Raw genomic sequence first — 20,180 nt, 5'->3', positions numbered from 1 at the left:
TCCATCAGCACCGATGTCACGTCACAGGTTGTCTGTTTCGCTGCGCCACAGCGCATTCGCATGCTCGACACGAGTCGTCAGCTCCCCGAGATCCCTGTCGCGGAGGTCGATCGCCAGTAGCGAGTCCTGCCAGACGCTCGCCAAATACAGCTTGCCGGCGTTTTCGACTGCGCCGGTGGCGGTGTCGAACGAGGGATGCACACCCCGCACCTCATCGACCACCCGGCCGTCGGGGTCGACGCACACCGCCCAGACGATGGTTTCCGGATTTGGGCGCATGATGTCCGGCAGCTGCCAGATAGCTGACCGTATGAAACCGGGCCATGTCGCTGACCGGTCGAGCACAGCGTTGCGGGGGTTGGTCATCGCGATCCACGATCGGCCGCCGGCGAATCGCGACATGTTGTCGGGGAACCCGTGCATGTTCGACAGCAGCACCTCGACCTCGCCCTGACGGGGCCCGGCCAACCACAACCGGGACAGGCTGGAGTTGCCCGTCTCGGTGAACAGCAACGAACGCCGGTCTGGTGCGAGGGCAACCCCGTTGGGGAAGTAGAGGCCACCGAGGACCGTCGTCACGGTCCCGTCCGGGTCGCGGCGGAAGAGCCGTCCCGACGGCCGGTGCTCCAGGAGCGCACCCATGTAGTGCTCGAAGTCGAACCGGTTAGTCGACTCGGTGAACCACACCGTGCCGTCCGGGCCGGCGGCGGCGTTCGAGCAGAACCGCAGCCGAACGCCATCGACCTGGTCGACCAGCGTCTCGACCGCGCCCGTGAACTGATCCACCTGCAGCAACCCCTTGTGCGCATCGCACACGATCAGTCTACCGTCGTCGCACACCTCCAGACCCAGCGGCCGACCACCGGTGTCCGCGATGGTGCTCCGTTGCCCAGTGGAGGGGTCGATTCGAACGATCGCACCACCGGTGACGCCGCAGATTAACGCCCCATCCAGGCCCACCACCACGTCTTCTGCGGTTCCCGCGTCGAGCGAGTGAAGTGCTGTCGTCGCAGATAGCTCCGATGGGCGCAGATCGCCGTGGGGAGGTCGAACCTGCCGCCTGGCGGGGGAAAGTCCCGGTTTCCGCTGTCGCACGACCACGGAGTGTAAACCGCGCTTGGCGGTCCGCGGCGCATCGAACGACTCCCGCAGAGCGTGGCGACACGCTCTGCGGGTCGACGTCCGTTGTCACGGTGCATAAGGCAGGACGTACCGCAATCAAGCCAGATCAGCGATATGACAGCCGACCCGAGACAAATAGCTGGTAGTTGAGACAGGCTCATCGCGACCGAACGACGCCCCCGTGAATTGAGGTGACCGTCAGCGGAACGGTGTCTGACCAAGCGACGTTCTCAGCCGCCGTCACGAATCGTTGCGGTGCAGGAACCCACGGACCGGACGGTGGGCGCGCCGCCGGCATCGGTCATGATCGTGATGTGCCAGCGCATCTAGAGCGGATGATTTACGTCGACGACTCCGGGCACCCCGCGAGCGGCCTCCACGTCTACGGGTGGATCGAGTTTTCCCCGGATCACTGGAGCTCGGTGCTCGCCTCGTGGCTCGACACCCGAAAGATGCTGTGGCGCGAGTACAGGATCGCGGTCACCAAGGAGCTACACACCACCGAGTACGTGAATGGTCGCGGCCGTATTTCGAAGGGCGTCCCCGACCGCCACGTCCATGCCGGCGTTGAGTATTGGAAGGATTTCGGCCGTGAGGTCGCTGAGGTCTGTCTGGAGACCCTGCGCTGCACGGAGGGCCTGCGGGTAGGTGCCGTCTACCGTCGCGGCGACCCTGGCGAGATTGCCACAACCAAGCGAGATCTGTATGCGGACCTCGTCGCCCGAATTGAGGTCGAGCTCGCTGCCAGCGGCGGCCTCGGGCTGGTGTTCATGGACGGCGACGGCAACGATCCGACGTACCGAACCACGCATCGAGGACTCGACCTGCGTAGGAGACGACTCATCGAAGATGCCGTGCATATCGACTCCGCCACCTCGCAGCTGGTGCAGATGGCCGATCTGGTCGCCTGGTCGGCAAATTCGCACGTCGATCGTCATGCTCACAACGAGTTCGCGTGGCAGTGGTATGAGAAATTTCTCTCCGAGCGAGACCCTTCCCGCGTCCCGCAGAAAATAGAATCCCCCCTAGATACAGCGAGACCCCCTTATCCACAGGTGTGGGGGGGTCTGCAACAGCCACATTACGCCCCGACCCAGGTTTAATCAATATCGGGACACCGCAAAGTGCTGCCTGGCCCCTGACCTCGGCCTTTCTTAATCGGCCGCTAGGGTCGGCATCCCCGGCCGCGCACGGCGGATTGTCTATCGGCTGGCCTCTACAACGCTTACCGTGGGCCGGTCTGTCGATCTCTTCCCGACCACGGCCCCTTGGGGTCGGGGAGGGTCGAGAGGTTTGCCGAGGTCGATCATGGCCTGCGCCGCGCCGCTGACGCAGTCGACCGCGAGATACGCCACGCCATCTTTCTGACCCACTGAGCGCCGTCGATCGCGCCAGTGGACACGCCGACTAGGGCGACACGCCTACCGCGACCACGGAATCTCACGAATGTTATTCGCATGCTGTTGTGTCGATGGTATGGGCGATAGACTGGCCCAGAACGACAAGATCCCGAACGGGATCAACCTCGTCCGGGTTCTGTCTCACAGTTGGTCGCTGTAAGGACAGGCTACAACGCGGGTTCTCGGGCTACAACAACTCGGGGGTAGGGGTTCCATCGTCGTTCCCAACGACAGGAGCACCCTGTGCAACACACCGTTCACGACCTCGGCCATCAGCAGAAGGGCGCGACCGCAGTTGTCACGCTCGACAGTCAGGCCAACGTCCAGCTGATGACGCAGTCCGAGTACCGGAATTACAAGTCCGGTCGCCGCTACCGATACACCGGTGGTCTCGCGAAGCGGTCGCCGGTCCGGCTGACGATCCCGAGCTCTGGCCGGTGGGTCATCGTTACCGACCTCGGTGGTTACGCAGGTCGTTACCGCGTGGGGGTCGGTGTTGAGCCCGCACCCCGCGGCGCTCTTCCCACGATCCGCGAAGACAATCCGGCTCGGCGGGTCGAGGTTCGCGACGACATTGTTGAGCCGCCTTCGGACGACATCATGGCTGGCCAGACGTGGGACGTCTTTCTCTCTCACGCGTCCGAGGACAAGCTAAGCGTTGCGATACCGCTCCGTGACGCGCTTGCCACACGCGGCGTCCGTGTCTGGCTGGACGTTGCAGAACTTCGCATCGGTTCGAGCCTCCGGCGGCGTATCGATCAGGGCATCCGGTCGAGCCGGTTCGGTCTCGTGGTGTTGTCGCCGTCGTTCTTCGGGAAAGGCTGGCCGAACCACGAACTCGACGGGATCGTCACCCGCACGAACGCGGGCGAGCAGTCAATCCTTCCGATCTGGCACGAGGTGGGTGCGGACGAGGTCCGCGCCTACAGCCCGTCCCTCGCCGACAAGGTGGCGTTGTCCACGGCTACCCATGAGATCGAGGCGATCGCCGACGAGATCGCGGCTGTGGTGATCGGGGACAAGGCGGCGTGAGATCCCGCGGCCGACCCAGTCTCGCACCAGCAGGTCTGGGTCGGCCCGCTCTGACCGCCGGTGGACGGGGGAGAAGCGCCCTCTCGGCATGACACCGGGTCCTGCAGAAGCAGGAACTCAGCTTAGGTATCCCCGATAACAGGCCGCACCTGCGGTCAGCTTATGAAACCGACTCGGGGACAGTAGGGTTCATGTCGGTCTGACATTGAGATGGGGGACTCGGAATCTCGCCGCCTGACCGAACCGCTCATCGGTCCGGTTGCCGGTGCACGCGCCGAACGATCGATCGCGCCAAGGGCGGAGTTAGCTTCCGCGGCCGAGTACTACACAGCCAGGCACGGCGTTAACCTTTAAAGCAGAAATGCGGATAGATCATCCACCCGAGATCGGAGGAAGAATGGCGATCTCGTCGTCGTCGCCGACGAGCACCGAGTAGGCATCGGCGCCTGGATGTTCACCGTTGACCCATACCCGCGAGTACGCGAGAACGTCGGCGAATGTGGTGCCGTAGCGGTTGGTCGCGGCGTCGAGAACGGAGCCCAGCGTCGTGCCGTGGACGAGGTCGGTACCGCGCCCCGCGGCTTGCCGCGCGGCCGCGAACATCACCAGGGTGGCCATCAGCGAGCCTGCTCGCGGGTAAACCAGGCGCGCGCTGCCGAGGCGACATCGGTGATGTCGGCACCGTCGAGCATCGGCGCACTTTGACCGCCGCGGTGCTCGTGCTTCCAGACCGGCACGCACTCTTTCACGACGTCGATGCAGAACCGCGCGGGATCAAAGGCCGACGTGCGATGCGCGGCCGACACCACGACCACCACACTGGACTCAGTCAATGGGACGAGTCCGGTGCGATGCCACAACACGATCCGGCCGAGTTCCGGCCAGCGGTGCCGAGCTGCGGCGGCGATCTCCGACATGCGGGTCACGGCGTAGCGCGGATGCGCCTCGTAGTCGATCGCCGTCACGCCCTCACCGTCGTGCGAATGATTACGCACGATGCCCTCGAAAGCGACCACGGCGCCACAGTCTGCGACCGAAGCCCACCGCGTCGCGGTGGCAAGGTCGAGCGGTTCGGAAGATAGCGCAACCCAGTCGGTGCCGATCGGATCAGTGCCGACCGGTGAGGGCTCCAGGGCAGGGGCGTCGATGGTCGTCATGCGTCGTCCTTGACGCGCATTGGTAGAGCCGCAACATCCGGGTGATCGGTACCGAACTCGGGCCCGAACTCGCCTGATTCGTAGGCATCTGCGTTAATCCCCTTGTACTGCTTCGCCCCGTCGGGGAGGTTGTTGTCGAGGAATATCGCGCCCTGTGGGCATACCGGCTGGCACGCACCGCAGTCGATGCAGAAGTCAGGGTTGATGTACATCATCCGCTCACCCTGCTCGATGCAATCAACCGGACACTGCTCGATGCATGCGCGGTCCATGATGTCGACGCACGCGTCGGTGATGACGTATGGCATGAAACTTCTCCTCATTCGGTGGTGCGACGCCGGGGGGCTGACCGGCGCCGAGGGGATCGGGTCAAGCTGACACCGCGGTGGCAATTTCCACGAGCCGGCGGTGATCGGTGATCTTCTTTCGGTTGCATCCGAACTCGGTTCCGAGGACGACTTCGGCGTTGTCGATCCGCTGCCAGCCCTCCCAATCAACGGGCGAGCACTTCGTTCGCAGGTCTGCGAGCAGTCGCTTGCGTGCGTCACTGCGGTCGACATCCTGGTCCGCTGCGGAAAGGTCTTCGAGCAGTACTCGCATCGTCTCGCCCGCACACGCTTTGTTCGCGCCGACAACCCCCGTCGGTCCGCGTTTGATCCAACCGGCGACGTAGGTCCGATTGCCGGCACGACCCAGTTCGTTGGGGACGACAGACCGTTCGTGATCGAACTCGAGTCCGGGGATTGGTTCGCCTGCATATCCTATCGAGGTGATGACGGCATCGACGCGGATCGTACGAGTGGGCGCCAGTTCGTGGCCGCTCTGAGTCAGAGTTAGTTCGGAGACGCGGTTCACGCCGTCGATGCGGCTGGGAGTGACGCCGAAGTGGAAAATGAGCCGCCGGTCTGCGCCGGTCGGCTTGCGTGTCGCCCACCTAGAGAACAGATCCCACCGTTGCTGAGCGGTCGGATCGGCCAGGTCAGCTGCCGTGGGTTCTGAACGCAAGTCGGCGTCGTAGATTGTGACGTCGAGGTCCTCCTCAGACATCCGGTCAAATTCCTGCAACTCCGGCAACGTAAACCGTACGTCCGCGGCACCGCGACGCACGATGATGTGAACCTCGTCGACCGACGCGTGGGAGTCCAGCGCGGCAAGAACCGACTCCGGAACATCGGTGTCGGAGAGCCCTGCTCGCCCCTTCAGCAGAATGCGGGCGATGTCGAGCGATACATTGCCCGCACCGACGATCGCGACGGTGGACTTCTCACCGGGTTCAGAGATGCGCATCTCTGAGCCTCGCAGAGGGTGACCGTTGTACCAGGGCACGATATCGGCCGCGGAGTAGTTGCCGATGAGATCCTCACCCGCGATACCGAGTGCGCGAGAACCTGTGGAACCCGTGGCGAACAGGACAGCGTCATACGCCTCGTGGAGAGCGCCAACGGGGATGTCACGCCCGTATTCGACGTTGCCGAAGAACCGAACTCGTTCGGCACCAAACGTTTTCGACAGCACTCGGGTGACCGACTTGATCTTCACGTGGTCTGGCGCCACACCGTAGCGAATGAGGCCAAACGGCGTTGGCAGTCGATCGAAGACGTCGACCGACACGTCGGGGTTCTTGACGGCGGCGGCCGCGGCGAAGGCTCCTGAGGGTCCTGCCCCGACAATTGCGATGTGCGACATCGTCCCTTCCTTTCTGAGTGCTACCGGGCGAGTGACCGGCGACGAGTGCTACCAGCGGATGACCGGCGAGTCAGATGAGTCCCAGCTGTTGCGCGGCCACGACGGCCTGCACGCGGGTGTGTGCGTCGAGGCGCGCCATGAGGTCTTGGGTGTAGCTGCGCACGGTGTTGACGGTGAGGCCGAGTTCGGTGGCGATGGCCTTTGTCGTCATACCGCGACCGATGAGCCGCAGCACCTCGACCTCACGTGGCCGCAGCAATCCCGGCGCCTCGGATTCGTCGAGGAGGGTTTGGGCAACGCGCAGGTCCTTCTCCACGCCGCGATCGACCACGATTTGCCCGGCCACCACCTCACGCAGTGCTTGGGAGAGATCGAGATCAAGCGTGCCCTTGAGCAGAACACCGGAGGCCCCGCTTTCCAGGCATTGGCGCAGGCGGGCACGGTCGCCAAAAGCGGTGAGCATGACGACGCGGATGCCAGGCACCTCGGTGAGCATCCGCTGGCAAATGTCGGCGCCGTCCTCGTGCCCGAGTCGGAGGTCGAGGATCGCGATGTCGGGGCGGAGTCGTCGCGCGAGGTTGAGCCCTTCGAGACCGGAATAGGTGGTTCCGACAACGCGGAAGTCGCCGGTCCGATCGATGAGGCGCTCGATGCCCTGTGCCACTACCGGATGGTCGTCGACCACGATGACCTCGGTGACAGCGGTCCTGATTGGTGCGGTGCCGGTCATCGGGTGCCCCACGGGATGAAGACGCGGACCGTGGCTCCGCCGTCGTCGTTGTCTGCGATATCGAGCGTGCCGGCGACACCGGCCACCTTCTGTGACAAACCGGAGAGCCCAAGTCCGGCGCTTCTTCCGGGTATTGGATGCAACTCGAACCCCGGTGGGAGGCCTTTGCCGTCGTCCACAACGACGAGGCCGATGCCGTTGGGGCGATAAGTAAGAGAGACGAACACCGCGTCCGCGCCGGCATGCTTTGCGACGTTGTGCAGTGCTTCACGCATGGCTGCGAGCAGCACCGTCTCGCGCGCCGGAGAGCCGGCCACGGGGGTTCCGAAGACAGCGAGTTCGGTTGCTATGCCGGTTCGCGAACCGAAGATGGCCGCGTCTCGCCGCATCGTGACAGGCAGGGCGGTGGCGACAGGCAGCAGACGACCCATCGCAGCCCGCAGATAGGAGGACGCCTCGGCGGCATCAGTTTCGATGGTGCGGGACAGGTCGATGACGTCTTCGTGTTCGTGCGCGGACTGACGGAGCTCTCGCGCCGACATCGAGATCTTGAACAGGAGCTGTCCCGCGGTGTCGTGCAGGTCCTGGGCGATGCGCTGACGCTCTACCTCGACGGCCTGCTCGCCGGCGAGCTGTGCGCGTTGCGCGTTGACCAGTAGCGGAGCGAGGGATGCGGCGAACTCGCTGAGCAGCAGCGTTACTCGGGGGCTGACCCGAGTGTCGCTGATCCCGGCGTACATCACCCCGAGGAAATGATCATCGAGCATGATTGGAACGGCTGCGAATCCTTGCATGCCGGCCCGCCGGGCCGCGGCGGCGACCGTGTCGGTGGTGGCGAGCTCGGCGCAATCGCCGGTAGTGACTGGCATTTCACGGTCGAGGCAGCGCCAACCCATGCCGCCATCGTTGCGCGGGATAACCGTGTCGGAGAGGTTTTCTTCGGTTCCGACCCAGGAGATGATTTCCAGGTTGACGTCGTCGTGCACCAGCGCGATCATCGACAGGTCGACCCCTGTCAACTCGTGCATCCGTCGGCAGGCCTTGGCGGCCAATGACGTCGGATCGGTCAGCACCGAGAGCCCGCGGCTAGCGACCACCAGGCTTCGGACATCTTCAATGGATTTCACGTTGTAGCACATGAGCGATGCCGACTTCCGGTGATGAGTTGTTGCGCGACGGCGGGTTGCGCCGCGCCCGAGCGTGCATCAGACACCACCGGATCGGGTATCGGGGAGGTGTCTCCGAGATACCCGACCGCGATGGACTCACGCATGGTGTTGGACTGTCCTGATCTCTGGCCGCCGAGGGCCGCGAACAGACATGGGGGACATGTCCTAGCCGCTGATCACGAAAAGCTTCTTGAAGGACTCGGTCACCGTCCAGGTGGACTTGGTGCCCTTCGTGAAGGATGCGATGTCGCCAGGGCGAAGGACGACCTTCTCACCACTCTCCAGATCGACAACGAGTTCGCCCTCGAGTGCGTAAATGGTCTCGTCCGCGTTGAACGGGTACGGGAAGGACTGCGGCTCGCTGCGCCACAGGCCTACGGAGAGCGTGGCGCCCTCGGCGCCCTCGGTCCGCACCCAGTGGACCTCGCCGACAGCTTCGCCGCCGACGATGAAGGGCTCATAGCTCTCCGCCTCGGCGATCGAGCGGCTGTACTCGGGTGTGGTTGTGACGGACATGTAATTCAAACTCCCTATCGATTGGAGACACGAAGTGCAGGTGATCTCACCAGTTCCGTGACTCATGGCGAACTGTAGGTGATTGCATCGCGTCATCTGATGCGAAGCCACCGACACCGCAAAACAGTAGGCCGTTTCGAAGGCCAAGGTAATACCTGATTCTGCAGGTGTCACTATGACGCGCAGGCCCCTGAGCAGGCAATTTAAGTAAACATAACAGAGATGAGAAACAGAGTTTTCGTTCCGCACCTACATTTACAGGTGCACGTGACTAGAGTGGATTTGATCGGTATGTACCGTCACGCCGATTTAATCGTCCTGAAATAGCGGCGTCATTCTTCTTGGGCTGACTGGAAGTTCCATAAGCCAATCCCAGCGCCAGCCCGCAGAAGGATTCACCATGACGCTTGCAGCACCCCGGCCGACCGACGGCACCAAGGAACTCACAATCGTCCGTGGCGCGTGTCCCCATGACTGTCCCGACACCTGCGCGATGCTCTACCACGTCGCCGACGGCAAACTCGTCGAAGTCAAGGGCGACCCCAACCACCCGATGACCAAGGGTGGCCTGTGCGCGAAGACCAACAACTTCCAGGAACACCACTACCAAGAGGGTCGCCTGATGTACCCGATGCGGCGGGTCGGGCCCAAGGGCACGGGCGAGTTCGAACGCATCACCTGGGACGAGGCCCTCGCCGAGATCAAGTCGCGGTGGACCTCGATCATCGCGGAGTACGGCAGCGAGGCAATCATGCCGCATGCGTACTTGGGCCACCAGGGCGTCATCAACGGACTGACCTCGGGCGATGCCTTCTTCAACCGACTAGGTTCGACCGTTGCCGAGAAGACCTACTGTGAATCCGGATCGTCCACCGCATGGCATATGACGGTCGGTGCCACTGGCGGCCTCGACGTAGAGTCCATGGCCCACTCGAAATACATCATCGTGTGGGGCATGAATATGACCAGCACCAACCTGCACGGTTGGCCATTCATCCTCGCCGCCAAGAAGAAGGGCGCGAAGGTAGTCGTCATCGATCCGGTGCGCACCCGGACCGCGCGTCAGGCAAGCTGGCACATCCCGATTCGCCCGGGCACCGACGGCGCGCTCGCGCTGGGCATGATCAACGAAATCATCGTCCAGGGCCTGGTCGACACCGACTATGTCGAGAACTACACCATCGGATTCGACGAACTCGCTGAACGCGCGGCCAACTTTCCCGCCGAACGCGTGGAGGAAATCACCGGCATACCCGCCGAGGATGTTCGGACACTCGCTCGCGAGTACGCGACGAGTCAGCCGGCCGCCATCCGCCAGGGCGTGGCACTGGAGCGTAATCGTGGTGGTGGACAAGCGATCCGGGCCATAACATGCCTGCCCGCACTGGTCGGCGCGTGGCGACACGTGGGCGGCGGAGCCATGGAGATGCCGATCTGGGAGTTCCCGACCAAGTTCGACGAGATCTGCATGCCGCAATGGATTCCGGAGGGGACCCGCGTCATCAACGAACTCGACTTGGGTATGGCGCTGACGGGCGAGATGCAGCTCGACCCGCCGATCAAGTCACTGTTCGTGTACAACTCCAACCCGGTGTCGCAGGCTCCGGCGCAGCAGAAAACGATGACCGGTCTCATGCGGGACGACCTGTTCACCGTAGTCAGCGACCACTTCATCACCGACACCGCTAAGTTCGCCGACATCGTGCTGCCGGCCACGATGCAGGCCGAGCAACTCGACATCATGGTCACCTGGGGTCACCTCTACCTCTCCCTGAACCAGCCGGCGATCGAACCGCCGGGGGAGTGTGTGCCGAACTCGGAGCTCTTCCGACGACTCGCCAAGACGATGGGCTTTACTGACTCGTACTGGGATCGCACCGACCGCGAGATGCTGATCGACTTCCACGACTGGGACGCCCCCGCTTTGCAGGGCATCACCTTCGAGAAGCTCGAAGAAGTGGGCTGGATGCGACTGAATGTCGGTCTGCCCCACGAGCGTGCGCCACACGCCGAGGGTAACTTCCCGACGCCGTCGGGCAAGTGCGAGTTCAAGGCGAGCCTGGCCGAGGGCGGCAACTTCGTGGTGCCGGTGTGGCGTTCGATGTACGAGGCCTTCCAACCCGGTGGCTATGTGGACCCGCTGCCCGACTTCATCCCGCCGTTCGAGTCGCCGGAGTCCAATCCCGAACTGGCGAACAAGTTCCCCTTGCGCATCGTCACCCCGAAACCGCACGCCTTCCTGAACACCCAGTACGGGAACGCCGTCGACAAACAGGAGACGCAGGGCGCCCAGCGGGTGTTCATTCATCCCGTCGACGCGGCTGATCGCGGGATCATCGACGACGAACTCGTGCGGGTTTACAACGAGCGCGGGTCGTTCCAGGGCCCGGCCGTCATCGACAAGTCGGTGATGCAGGGGCTCGTGATGTCCAATGTCGGCCACTGGCAGTACAAGAGCCACGGATCGACAGTCAACTCCATCACCGCAGACCGTCACTGCGGGCTCGGGAACGCAGGTGTGTACGGCGACAACCTGGTTCAGGTCGAGAGGATCGGCGAGCAGGCTTCAGCGGGATAGCCCCACCGCACCCACCGGCCCATCCCGCCCCGGGATGGGCCGGTCTTACCGCGATAAATGGAGACCTCAGTGACCATCGAACTGTCCCAGCCCCGCATCCTTGATCGCACTGCCATCACCGACGCCCGGGGGCGGGTGTTCCGGGATCTGCGCATCTCGCTGACCGACCGCTGCAACTACCGCTGCACCTACTGCATGCCCCGGGAGATGTTCGGCGCCGACCACAATTTCCTGAATCGATCGGCGATGCTCTCCGACGACGAGGTGGTCCGACTGGTCGAGCGGATCGTCGGTCTGGGCGCCAGGAAGATACGCCTCACCGGTGGGGAGCCGCTGCTGCGGCCCGGCATCGTCGATCTGGTGCGTCGGATCGCACAGTTCGACGTAGACCTCGCGCTGACCACCAACGGCTCGTTGCTGCCGCGGTTGGCCGAGCCGTTGGCTGCGGCCGGGTTACGCCGGGTGACGGTGAGCCTCGACTCCCTCGACGAAGAGGTCTTCGCCGCGCTGACCGACACACGCTTCGGGGTGCGCGACGTACTGGCAGGCATCGCCGCCGCGGAGGCTGCTGGACTGAGTCCAGTCAAGGTGAACACGGTGGTGCAGCGGGGTGTCAACGATGGCCCAGGTCTACGCCACCTGCTTGACCTCGCCGAACACTTTCGTGGGACCCCTCAGATCCTGCGGTTCATCGAGTACATGGATGTCGGCACCACCAACGGATGGTCGGAGGCCGATGTGGTGCCGTCGGCCGAGATCGTCGCCGCAATCAATGCCCGCCATCGGATCGAGCCCGTTGACCCGGTGGCGGTCGGTGAGGTCGCCGACCGCTATCGCTATATCGACGGCGGCGGCGAGATCGGTTTCATCAGTTCGGTGTCGGCACCGTTCTGCGGCGACTGCTCACGTGCTCGGTTGTCCGCAGACGGCCAACTGTTCACGTGCTTGTTCGCCAGTCGTGGAACGGATTTGCGTGGTCCTCTGCGTGCCGGCGCATCGGATGACGACCTTGATGCGTTGCTCAGCAACCGCTGGCGGGAGCGTGCCGATCGGTACTCTGAGACACGCGGCTCCGGATCAGACGGCGGACCGCGAATCGAGATGTCCTTCATTGGTGGTTGATTTGATCAGTGACTGATTCCATTCGTGTGCGCGGAGCGCGCGAACACAACCTCCGAGACATCGACGTCGACATTCCCCGAGTCGGACTGGTGGTCGTCACCGGGGTGTCGGGGTCGGGGAAGTCGTCGTTGGTGTTCGACACGTTGTTCACCGAAGGGCAGCGGCGACTCCTGCACACCATCTCCCCCTATGCGCGCCGAGTCATCGACCAACTGGCCCGACCGCGGGTTCGCTCCATCACCGGCCTACCTCCGGTGGTAGCGGTATCCCAGCGGCACAATGTGTCCGGCCGTGCAACCGTGGGTACCACGACGACGGTGTCGGATGGTCTGCGCCTGCTGGTGTCGCGTCTGGGCGATTATCCGCCGGGAATCGAACCCATGGAGGCCGAGGCGTTCTCGGCCGCCACCCACGCCGGTGCGTGCGCAGGGTGCGAGGGCACCGGCCGCCGCTACGACGTGTCAGAGCGCAGTCTGGTACCCGATCCCACGCGAAGTATTCGCGAGGGTGCGATCTCCGCCTGGCCAGGTGCGTGGCACGGAAAGAATCTTCGAGACATACTGGACGCGTTGGGAATTGATATCGATACGCCCTTCTCCGAACTCGACGAGGAGACCAGACGCTGGATTCTTTTCACCGATGAGCAGCCGGTGGTGACGGTGCACCCAGAGCGGGACGCCACCACGGTGCAGGGGTCCTACCAAGGCACCTACATGAGTGCCAGACGCTACGTTTTGCACACCTTTGCCACCACCAAGAGCGCGGCGTTGAGGGGAAAGGCCGAGCGCCACCTTGAGATCACCCGATGCCCCGGGTGCGGTGGCACCGGACTGTCCGCGTCGGCTCGGGCAGTCACCTTTGCCGGTCATACAATCATCGATCTTGAGGCTATGCCCCTCGCCGACCTGGACCAGGTTCTAGCAGCCGGTACGTCTACCGACGATGTTGCTCGCAACACGGTCGACCGGGAGATCATCGGTGATATTCGTGCCAGTGTCACCCCGCTGCTCGACCTCGGGCTCGGCTACCTTGCGCCCAGGCGGGGAGTGCGCACCTTGTCGGCGGGCGAGTTCGGTCGTGTGCGTCTTGCCCGTCAGGTCACCGACGGGCTGTCCGGCCTGCTCTACATTTTCGACGAGCCGTCGGCAGCGCTCCATCCCGACGACCTGCCGAACTTGTTGTCCCTCTTCGATCGTCTGCGTGCCATGGGTGGGTCGGTGGTTGCCGTTGACCACAATCCGACGATCATGCGTGCCGCGGACTGGCTCGTCGACCTCGGCCCGAAGGCCGGTGTCGATGGTGGCCATCTCGTCTACTCGGGACCACCCGGGGGTGTCATCGACGTTGCTGAGTCACTGACCGGAGCGGCGTTACGCACGGCAGTACAGTCGAAGGACGCGGGCAAGACTGATCGGCAACCACGCGGCCATCTGTGCCTCACTGCCACCGACGGCGTGGCCAGCCGACTACCCCCTACGCGGATCCCGCTGGGAGTCGTCACCGCAATCACGGGCCGCTCCGGCACCGGTAAGACACGATTCCTGGTCGATGCGCTGATTCCCGCCGCCAGCGACAGCACACGGACCAGCGTGCACCGGGTGATCGAGCTCGATCAGCGTCCGATCGGTCGAACCCCACGTTCTGTGGTCGCCACCTATGTGGGAATTTTCGACGAGATTAGACGCGTCTACGCGGCTACCGACACGGCGCGAGCCCACGGATTCGGTGTCGGTGCTTTCTCGTTCAACGTTGCCCAGGGGCGGTGCCCGGGATGTGGGGGAGAAGGGTCTCGCGAACTCGACCTGCATTTCCTACCGTCGGTGCGAGTGGAGTGCGACGAATGCGACGGCGCCCGCTATCGACCAGAAGTGCTCGAGGTGACCGTCGATGGTCGCACGGTGGCTGACGTACTGACGTTGAGCGTTGGCGATGCCGTCGAGGTATTCGCCGACAACGCCACCCTTCGCCGCGGGCTGGACGCACTGCTCACGGTGGGGCTGGGCTATTTGACACTTGGGCATTCCGCGATGGAGCTGTCCGGTGGCGAGGCGCAGAGGGTGCGACTCGCCAACGAGCTACAAAGGCCGTCGCGCGGCTCAACGATGTATGTGCTCGACACTCCTTCGACCGGTCTGCACCCCTGCGACATCGACCGCATCCGCATGGCGCTGCAGGGTCTGGTGGCGCGCGGCGACACCGTGGTGATCGCCGAACATGACCCCCAGCTGATTGCGATCGCGGAGCACCGCTTGGACATCGTGAGCGCGCCCGGGGCGTCCGTCGTGGAGTTCGCGGACTGATGTTCGTGTGCCCACTGCGCCAGGACCAACGCGAACGGCTTTCGCGGTCGCACTTGTGTAGTGGTCGGATGGGGCCATGACGTTGTGGCGGTAGTAGGCGACGACGACGAACGGACGAGAAAGCCGACGCGGTCCACCTGAAATCGAGTCGCAGGCAGCGTCATCACGGCTGCGCGGTGTTGGGCACTGTCAGGGTCCGCGTTCAGATCCGGATGACCTCGATCTCATCGCCAGCCGCCAGGTCGACTGCGTCGGCCGGGATGTCGACCAATACGTCGGCGTGCGCGAGATTGCTCAGATGGTGCGATGCCGGCGGTCCGATCGGTGTTATCCACGGTCCATCCGGTCGGTCGACAAAGACACCGCGTTGAAACTGACGTTTGCCGGGGGGTGAGGTGACCGCCGTGTCGAGCCGGGCGCGTATCCGATCACGTCGAATGGGGAGCCCCATCGCGGCCCGAAGCGGTTCGCGGATGAACACCTCGAAAGAGACCATTGAGCTGACCGGGTTCCCCGGCACCGTGATGATCGGAATCGATTGACCGTCCGCGAAGCGGAATCGACCACACCCCTGGGGTTTGCCGGGTTGCATGGCCACCTTGACGAACTCGACGCCGCCGACTTCAGTCAATGCTTCTTTGACCACCTCATATGCTCCGGCGCTGACGCCGCCGGAGGTGATGATGAGATCTGCATCGACAGAGATCTCGCGCAGTCGCCTCAGGAACTCGCCGATGTCGTCGGGAACGAAGTGCATGTGCTGAGCCTGCGCGCCTGCCTCAATGCAGGCGGCGGTGAGCATGGCCCCGTTGGATTCGTAGATCTGACCTGGCAGCAACGGGCTGCCCGGTCTGACGAGTTCGGATCCGGTGGACAAGATCGCGACACGTTGTTGGGCGTATACCGGAACCTCGGTGAAGCCGAGCGCCGCGAGAATCCCGATCTGAGCGGCACCGATCACAGTGCCCGCGGCCAAGACCGGTGCTCCTGCGGTGATGTCGGACCCGACACGCCTGATGTTGCGACCCGCGGGAAGCGCCGAGCTGATCGTCACGGCCGATTCGGCCGATCTGGCGGGGGGCCGACTCATGCCTAGGGCGGATTGTGCCGCTTCCACCGGGATCACCACATCGGCACCACTCGGCACCGGGGCCCCGGTCATGATGCGATGCGCTGTTCCCGCCGCAAGCACGGGAACATCCGTGCGGCCCGCCGGTATGTCGTCGGTGACGGGGAACGTCACCGGGTGTTGGGGGCTTGCATCCACAAAATCGGCGCTGCGCACGGCGAATCCGTCCATAGCGGAATTGTCAAAGGGTGGCAACGAAATCGGTGCGACGATCTCGCGGGCGAGAGCAGCCCCGTGCACGTCCGTGAGTGGACGGAGGACGGGTCGTGGGTTGCCGAAGAGCGCCGCCACTGCCTGCTGATGTTCGACGACCGAACGAATCTCAGGAGTCGCGTCGTGACTACAGTCGTCATACGCATGCATGTGCAGACATCCCCTGTCTTTGGTGCCAGGCCCGTGGGGCCTTCTCGGCGGTCGCCGCCCACACGTCGGTCAGTGTGGTCTGATCGAAGCCGGGCCGTCGGCGTCTTCCGGACCTGTCGGCCGGGTCTCAACTCTAGGTCGAATTCCCAACTGCGGCATCTGCAGTCAGAAGCACGACTGAGAAGAGTTTGTCAAAACGACGGAACCCGGCCAGGCTTGACGATCCGCCTGCGCGGTCGATGCGAGATCGGCCAGGTCGGCGCGTGCCTCAGAAAGGCACGGTCGGCAGGTACTTGCCGTCCAGCGTGATGACGGCGCGTTCCCCACCGGCGGGGTCCGCGACCTTCTTGACGTCCAGCCGGAAGTTGATGGCGGAGATGATGCCGTCGCCGAACTGCTCGTGGACAAGGGCTTTGAGGGTGGTCCCGTAGACCTGCACCATCTCGTAGAAGCGATAGATGGTTGGATCGGTGGGCACGCCACCGGGGATGGAGCCGCGGGTGGGGATGGCTTGAAGTAGCCGCACCGCGTCGTCGTCCAGTCCCAACAGGGCACAGACTGCCTTTGCCGATGCTTCCGGCAAGGCGTGTTGGCCGAGAACGGCTGCAGTGGTGAAGGCCACGGAGAGGCCGGCGGCATTGCGAGTTGATGCCAGGACAAATCCTTGAGGGTTTTGGCCTCTACGGCCGCTGCGGCGAGGAGTTGACGGGCGGTGGGATCGAACTGGGATTGGATCATGATCGTATTCTTCTCTTGAGGGTGTCGAGTGGGGTCACGCTGACAGTGGCTGATTGGCGGCGTCTAGTTCCTCGATTTGGCCGGTTGGTATGTCGAAGACCCAGCCGTGCAGGGAGAGGGCTCCCTTGGCCAGCGCGTGAGCGATCGATGGATGGGTCGCCAGGTTCGCGAGTTGTGCGCGTACGTTCTGGCGGACCAGCGATGAAACGTCGCCGGCGGCGGCAGTCCGCGCCAGTGAGGCATCCGCGTGCCGAAGCCAGGCGGCAACCGCGGGGGTGTGGCTGAGATCGTGCCCGTGGGCGAGCGCAGTCATGGCGCCGCAGCCGGAATGGCCGCAGACCACGATGTCCTGCACTGCCAGCGCAGCAACGGCGTATTCGATGCTTGCCGCCACACCTTCGGCCCCCGGAGTGTAGGCGGGCACCAGGTTGCCGGCGGTACGAATGACGAACAGGTCGCCGGGCTCGGTGGCGGTGATCAATTCGGGAACAACGCGAGCATCGGAACAACCGATGAACAACGTAGTGGGTTCGTGGTGGTTGGCTAGCTGGGCGAACAGCTTTGCTTGCTTGGGAAGACCTCCTGCTGGAAGCGGGTGACGCCCTCCTGAAGTGCGTGCATGATGACTCCTCATCTAGTGGCGGCCGGTCGTGATTGGACCGGCCGCCGTCCGGTCCCGATAGTCCAACGACACCGTGATCCCGGTGGGCGACAGTGACGATGGCGTAGAGCCAGAGATCACGAAACTGCTCGTAGACGGAGCAGATGCGTCATGCCGGCGTAGGCGAAGGCCGTCAATGGCCGCCGTGTGCGTCCGACCTCTAGGTCTTCGATCGTGAACGTCTCGGGTCACGTCGTGATTAGGGCTGCCGGATGAACGCGAGAATGTCGGGGTTGATGGTCTCGGCGTTCACGGTGAGCAACCCGTGGGATGTGGTTGACGGGTGTGCGCTGGGCGAGTACGACCCCCTTGGGGGTGCCGGTGGAGCCGGAGGTGAACAGGAGAACTGCAGGGTCGTCGGGTGCGGGTTCGGCGTAGGGCGTCGCGGCCTGGTCGAGCGGCGCGAGCTGACCGACGGTCGCCGGGGTGAGGAGGTGCGCCCCGGACAGTTCCAGGATGTTCGCGCGGCGGTCCTCGGGCAGGAACGGGTCGACCAGTACGAGCGGACGTCCGGCGCACCAGACCGCGAGCATTGAGAGCACCGAGTCGACGTCGGACTCGATCTCGACGGCCACCGGGTTGTCCGTCGGGGTCGTGTCGAGGATTGCGCGGGCGAGGTCGTCCACCCGCGCGGCCGCCTGCGCGAAAGTGATCGACTGCTCCGGAGTGCGGATCGCGGCCGAGTCGCCACCGCTGCGGGCGATGGCTCGCCATCGGGCGGCGACGGTCCCGGCGGACTCGGATGATCCGGCCGTGGCAAACGGACTGTGATCCAGGTATCTGGCGCCGGTCATGTCCTCGAACTCCCCAGGTGGCGGGGGGGACCACGGTTGCGGGCGGGCCGCGGCTCTCGACCCGGACGGCGCCGTTCCGTGCGGGACGCGGCCCCTCCTCCGGCCCCGGAAACTACTCAGGTAACGCTACCCTTTGTTCGGCTCATCGGCAGTGTTGGACGGCGAGAACGTGGCGCGGGTAACAGTAGGGTGAAGACAGATCGGTAGGCCCGATGGCCCGACGAGAGGGAACGATGCAGTACGACGACGTGATCCTGGGCCGGCGCAGCATCCGCGGTTTCACACCGGAGCCCGTGCCCCGAGAACTGATCGAGGAGATCCTCGCGCTCGCCATGCGTGCTCCGTCCTCGATGAACACCCAGCCCTGGAACTTCTACGTGATCACCGGTGAACCACTCGATCGCATCCGTGCGGGCAACACCGAGCGCAACCTGGCCGGTGTACCGCACTCTCGCGAGTTCCGGACCGGGGCGGAGAAGTTCACCGGTGTCCATCGTGATCGCCAGGTCGGCGTGGCCAAGCAGCTGTTCACCGCGATGGGCATCGCTCGCGAGGACATGGAGATGCGGCAGGACTGGGTCCTACGGGGATTCCGCCAGTTCGACGCCCCGGTCTGCGTGATCGTGACTTACGACCGCATCCTCGACGGCAGCGACGACACACCCTTCGACTGCGGTGCGGTCTCCACCGCGTTGGTGAACGCCGCCTGGTCCCGGGGTCTCGGTGCGGTGATCAACAGCCAGGGCATCATGCAGTCACCCGTCGTTCGGGAACATGCCGGAATCCCGGATGACCAGGTGATCATGAAGAGCATCGCGCTGGGCTGGCCGGATGAGACGTTCCCCGCCAATGCCGTGATCTCCGAACGCAAGACGGTCGAGGAAGCCACCACGTTCGTGGGGTTCGAGTAGGGGCTAGAGCGAGAGCGCTCGGAGGGCCGCGTCGGCGACGCTGCCTCGATACAGCGGTCCGTGTCCGGCCAGCAGCAGCTCGGCGTCGAGTTCGATGAACCGTTCGACGCTCCGACGCGCCGTGGCCTCGTCGTGCTGGAAGGGGGACGGAATGCATTGTGGCCCGGCGATCGCCGACACCTCATGGCCGCTGACCAGCGCATCGCCGGAGACCAGGGCGCGTCCGTCGCCGACCAGGTAGGAGCTGTGGCCGTCGGTGTGGCCGTGGCTGGCCACCGGGATCGGTGAACCCGGCAGATCCAGCGGCTCGGAGAACGGTGCTGCCGCCGGCAGTCCCGCGCGGCTCAACACCCCGAGTGGTGTGGTCTTGGCCAGCCACGACCAGAGTCGTCGGTGTCCGGCGAGCGGTGCGAGGTCCAGGGCGTTGGCCTGCTGGAGATGGTGCCGCAGGGCGTGGTCGACCTCGACGGGATCCATGTAGACCGGGAATCCGTACCGCGCCTGCAGTTTCGCGAGTCCGCCGAGATGGTCGACGTGCGCGTGTGTCAGCAGCGCGCCACGGATGTCCTCAGGGCGGCGACCGATCCGATTGATCGATTCGATCACCTGCCCGGCCTGTCCGGGGTAACCGCCGTCGATGAGGGTGAGCTCGCCGTTCTGCTCCAGCAGCACCCAGTTCACGACGTCGGTGTGGACGAAATACGTTGTCGCCGAGTCAGCGTCGAGGCGCGTGATCTCCATCGGCCGGGCGGTGCGGAAGGAGGGACGCATC

At 64.3% G+C, this 20,180-nt stretch carries 18 protein-coding genes and 1 pseudogene; 6 read left to right on the top strand and 13 right to left on the bottom strand.

Translation table 11 applies throughout. The annotated features are described in order from the left end of the window. Positions 1-21 precede the first annotated feature (21 nt). A complete protein-coding gene (locus tag GOALK_RS10465; protein ID WP_157139148.1) occupies positions 22-960 on the bottom strand; it encodes an SMP-30/gluconolactonase/LRE family protein in 939 nt (312 codons plus the stop codon). A 353-nt stretch (positions 961-1,313) separates the two neighbouring features. Between GOALK_RS10465 and GOALK_RS23440 the strand changes: the two genes are divergently transcribed. Continuing rightward, on the top strand, positions 1,314-2,225 hold the full coding sequence (locus tag GOALK_RS23440) for a DUF3800 domain-containing protein (protein WP_198136076.1): 912 nt from the start codon (positions 1,314-1,316) through the stop codon (positions 2,223-2,225). Between the two features lie 540 nt (positions 2,226-2,765). Beyond that, positions 2,766-3,554 carry a DUF1883 domain-containing protein gene (locus GOALK_RS10455; RefSeq protein ID WP_006358781.1) on the top strand — a complete coding sequence of 263 codons (789 nt, stop codon included), beginning with the start codon at positions 2,766-2,768 and terminating at the stop codon, positions 3,552-3,554. 372 nt (positions 3,555-3,926) lie between these two features. Here the strand turns inward: GOALK_RS10455 and GOALK_RS10450 are convergent, their stop codons facing one another. The 7 genes from GOALK_RS10450 to GOALK_RS10420 form a co-directional block, all read right to left on the bottom strand. Beyond that, on the bottom strand, positions 3,927-4,172 hold the full coding sequence (locus GOALK_RS10450; RefSeq protein WP_006358780.1) for a MoaD/ThiS family protein: 246 nt from the start codon (positions 4,170-4,172) through the stop codon (positions 3,927-3,929). After that, positions 4,172-4,711, bottom strand: coding sequence for a molybdopterin synthase catalytic subunit (locus GOALK_RS10445; protein ID WP_006358779.1), 540 nt, complete (start codon positions 4,709-4,711; stop codon positions 4,172-4,174). The genes GOALK_RS10450 and GOALK_RS10445 overlap by 1 nt, the downstream gene beginning before the upstream one ends. Then, the gene (locus tag GOALK_RS10440; RefSeq protein ID WP_006358778.1) at positions 4,708-5,019 is read right to left on the bottom strand and encodes a ferredoxin family protein; all 312 of its coding nucleotides are present in this window, start codon (positions 5,017-5,019) and stop codon (positions 4,708-4,710) included. Before GOALK_RS10440 ends, GOALK_RS10445 begins: the two co-directional genes overlap by 4 nt. Before the next feature lie 61 nt (positions 5,020-5,080). After that, on the bottom strand, positions 5,081-6,397 hold the full coding sequence (locus tag GOALK_RS10435) for an FAD-dependent oxidoreductase (protein ID WP_006358777.1): 1,317 nt from the start codon (positions 6,395-6,397) through the stop codon (positions 5,081-5,083). A gap of 70 nt (positions 6,398-6,467) precedes the next feature. Continuing rightward, positions 6,468-7,127: a response regulator gene (locus tag GOALK_RS10430; RefSeq protein ID WP_006358776.1), complete on the bottom strand. Its 660-nt coding sequence runs from the start codon at positions 7,125-7,127 to the stop codon at positions 6,468-6,470. Beyond that, positions 7,124-8,266, bottom strand: a complete 1,143-nt coding sequence (locus GOALK_RS10425) for a GAF domain-containing sensor histidine kinase (protein ID WP_006358775.1) — start codon at positions 8,264-8,266, stop codon at positions 7,124-7,126. Before GOALK_RS10425 ends, GOALK_RS10430 begins: the two co-directional genes overlap by 4 nt. Before the next feature lie 195 nt (positions 8,267-8,461). Next, entirely contained in the window at positions 8,462-8,812 is a 351-nt protein-coding gene (locus GOALK_RS10420; protein ID WP_006358774.1) for a cupin domain-containing protein, read from the bottom strand. A 400-nt stretch (positions 8,813-9,212) separates the two neighbouring features. Here GOALK_RS10420 and GOALK_RS10415 point away from each other — a divergent pair, with 400 nt between their 5' ends. The 3 genes from GOALK_RS10415 to GOALK_RS10405 all read left to right on the top strand — a co-directional run bounded on the left by GOALK_RS10415 (position 9,213) and on the right by GOALK_RS10405 (position 14,812). Then, on the top strand, positions 9,213-11,390 hold the full coding sequence (locus GOALK_RS10415; protein WP_006358773.1) for a molybdopterin-containing oxidoreductase family protein: 2,178 nt from the start codon (positions 9,213-9,215) through the stop codon (positions 11,388-11,390). A gap of 69 nt (positions 11,391-11,459) precedes the next feature. Beyond that, entirely contained in the window at positions 11,460-12,512 is a 1,053-nt protein-coding gene (gene moaA / locus GOALK_RS10410; protein ID WP_232283161.1) for a GTP 3',8-cyclase MoaA, read from the top strand. 8 nt (positions 12,513-12,520) lie between these two features. Further along, on the top strand, positions 12,521-14,812 hold the full coding sequence (locus GOALK_RS10405) for an excinuclease ABC subunit UvrA (RefSeq protein WP_006358771.1): 2,292 nt from the start codon (positions 12,521-12,523) through the stop codon (positions 14,810-14,812). Between the two features lie 202 nt (positions 14,813-15,014). On the opposite strand, the gene moeA is transcribed toward GOALK_RS10405, so the two are convergent. From moeA to GOALK_RS10385, 4 genes and pseudogenes are all read right to left on the bottom strand, one after another. Then, positions 15,015-16,262, bottom strand: a complete 1,248-nt coding sequence (gene moeA / locus GOALK_RS10400) for a molybdopterin molybdotransferase MoeA (protein ID WP_040004134.1) — start codon at positions 16,260-16,262, stop codon at positions 15,015-15,017. A 310-nt stretch (positions 16,263-16,572) separates the two neighbouring features. Further along, positions 16,573-17,042, bottom strand: a pseudogene (gene cynS, locus GOALK_RS10395) (cyanase). A 34-nt stretch (positions 17,043-17,076) separates the two neighbouring features. Then, a complete protein-coding gene (locus GOALK_RS10390) occupies positions 17,077-17,523 on the bottom strand; it encodes a carbonic anhydrase (RefSeq protein WP_232283160.1) in 447 nt (148 codons plus the stop codon). A gap of 368 nt (positions 17,524-17,891) precedes the next feature. Further along, positions 17,892-18,497, bottom strand: coding sequence for an AMP-binding protein (locus GOALK_RS10385; RefSeq protein WP_006358767.1), 606 nt, complete (start codon positions 18,495-18,497; stop codon positions 17,892-17,894). A gap of 233 nt (positions 18,498-18,730) precedes the next feature. Between GOALK_RS10385 and GOALK_RS10380 the strand changes: the two genes are divergently transcribed. After that, positions 18,731-19,408 carry a nitroreductase gene (locus GOALK_RS10380; protein ID WP_006358766.1) on the top strand — a complete coding sequence of 226 codons (678 nt, stop codon included), beginning with the start codon at positions 18,731-18,733 and terminating at the stop codon, positions 19,406-19,408. A gap of 3 nt (positions 19,409-19,411) precedes the next feature. Here GOALK_RS10380 and GOALK_RS10375 read toward each other — a convergent pair whose 3' ends face one another. Continuing rightward, positions 19,412-20,179: an MBL fold metallo-hydrolase gene (locus tag GOALK_RS10375; protein ID WP_006358765.1), complete on the bottom strand. Its 768-nt coding sequence runs from the start codon at positions 20,177-20,179 to the stop codon at positions 19,412-19,414. Position 20,180: the final 1 nt, after the last annotated feature.

Source organism: Gordonia alkanivorans NBRC 16433 (assembly GCF_000225505.1).
Lineage (GTDB): Bacteria > Actinomycetota > Actinomycetes > Mycobacteriales > Mycobacteriaceae > Gordonia > Gordonia alkanivorans.
The sequence above is the reverse complement of the archived record's forward strand: the minus strand, read 5'-3'. Positions and strand labels throughout refer to the sequence as shown.

Bases quoted from the DNA above. Each gene is read 5' to 3' on its own strand.
- GOALK_RS10450 (WP_006358780.1), bottom strand. From the start codon at position 4,172: ATGGCCACCCTGGTGATGTTCGCGGCCGCGCGGCAAGCCGCGGGGCGC.
- GOALK_RS10445 (WP_006358779.1), bottom strand. From the start codon at position 4,711: ATGACGACCATCGACGCCCCTGCCCTGGAGCCCTCACCGGTCGGCACT.
- GOALK_RS10440 (WP_006358778.1), bottom strand. From the start codon at position 5,019: ATGCCATACGTCATCACCGACGCGTGCGTCGACATCATGGACCGCGCA.
- GOALK_RS10435 (WP_006358777.1), bottom strand. From the start codon at position 6,397: ATGTCGCACATCGCAATTGTCGGGGCAGGACCCTCAGGAGCCTTCGCC.
- GOALK_RS10430 (WP_006358776.1), bottom strand. From the start codon at position 7,127: ATGACCGGCACCGCACCAATCAGGACCGCTGTCACCGAGGTCATCGTG.
- GOALK_RS10425 (WP_006358775.1), bottom strand. From the start codon at position 8,266: ATGTGCTACAACGTGAAATCCATTGAAGATGTCCGAAGCCTGGTGGTC.
- GOALK_RS10420 (WP_006358774.1), bottom strand. From the start codon at position 8,812: ATGTCCGTCACAACCACACCCGAGTACAGCCGCTCGATCGCCGAGGCG.
- GOALK_RS10415 (WP_006358773.1), top strand. From the start codon at position 9,213: ATGACGCTTGCAGCACCCCGGCCGACCGACGGCACCAAGGAACTCACA.
- GOALK_RS10385 (WP_006358767.1), bottom strand. From the start codon at position 18,497: ATGACCGGCGCCAGATACCTGGATCACAGTCCGTTTGCCACGGCCGGA.
- GOALK_RS10380 (WP_006358766.1), top strand. From the start codon at position 18,731: ATGCAGTACGACGACGTGATCCTGGGCCGGCGCAGCATCCGCGGTTTC.
- GOALK_RS10375 (WP_006358765.1), bottom strand. From the start codon at position 20,179: ATGCGTCCCTCCTTCCGCACCGCCCGGCCGATGGAGATCACGCGCCTC.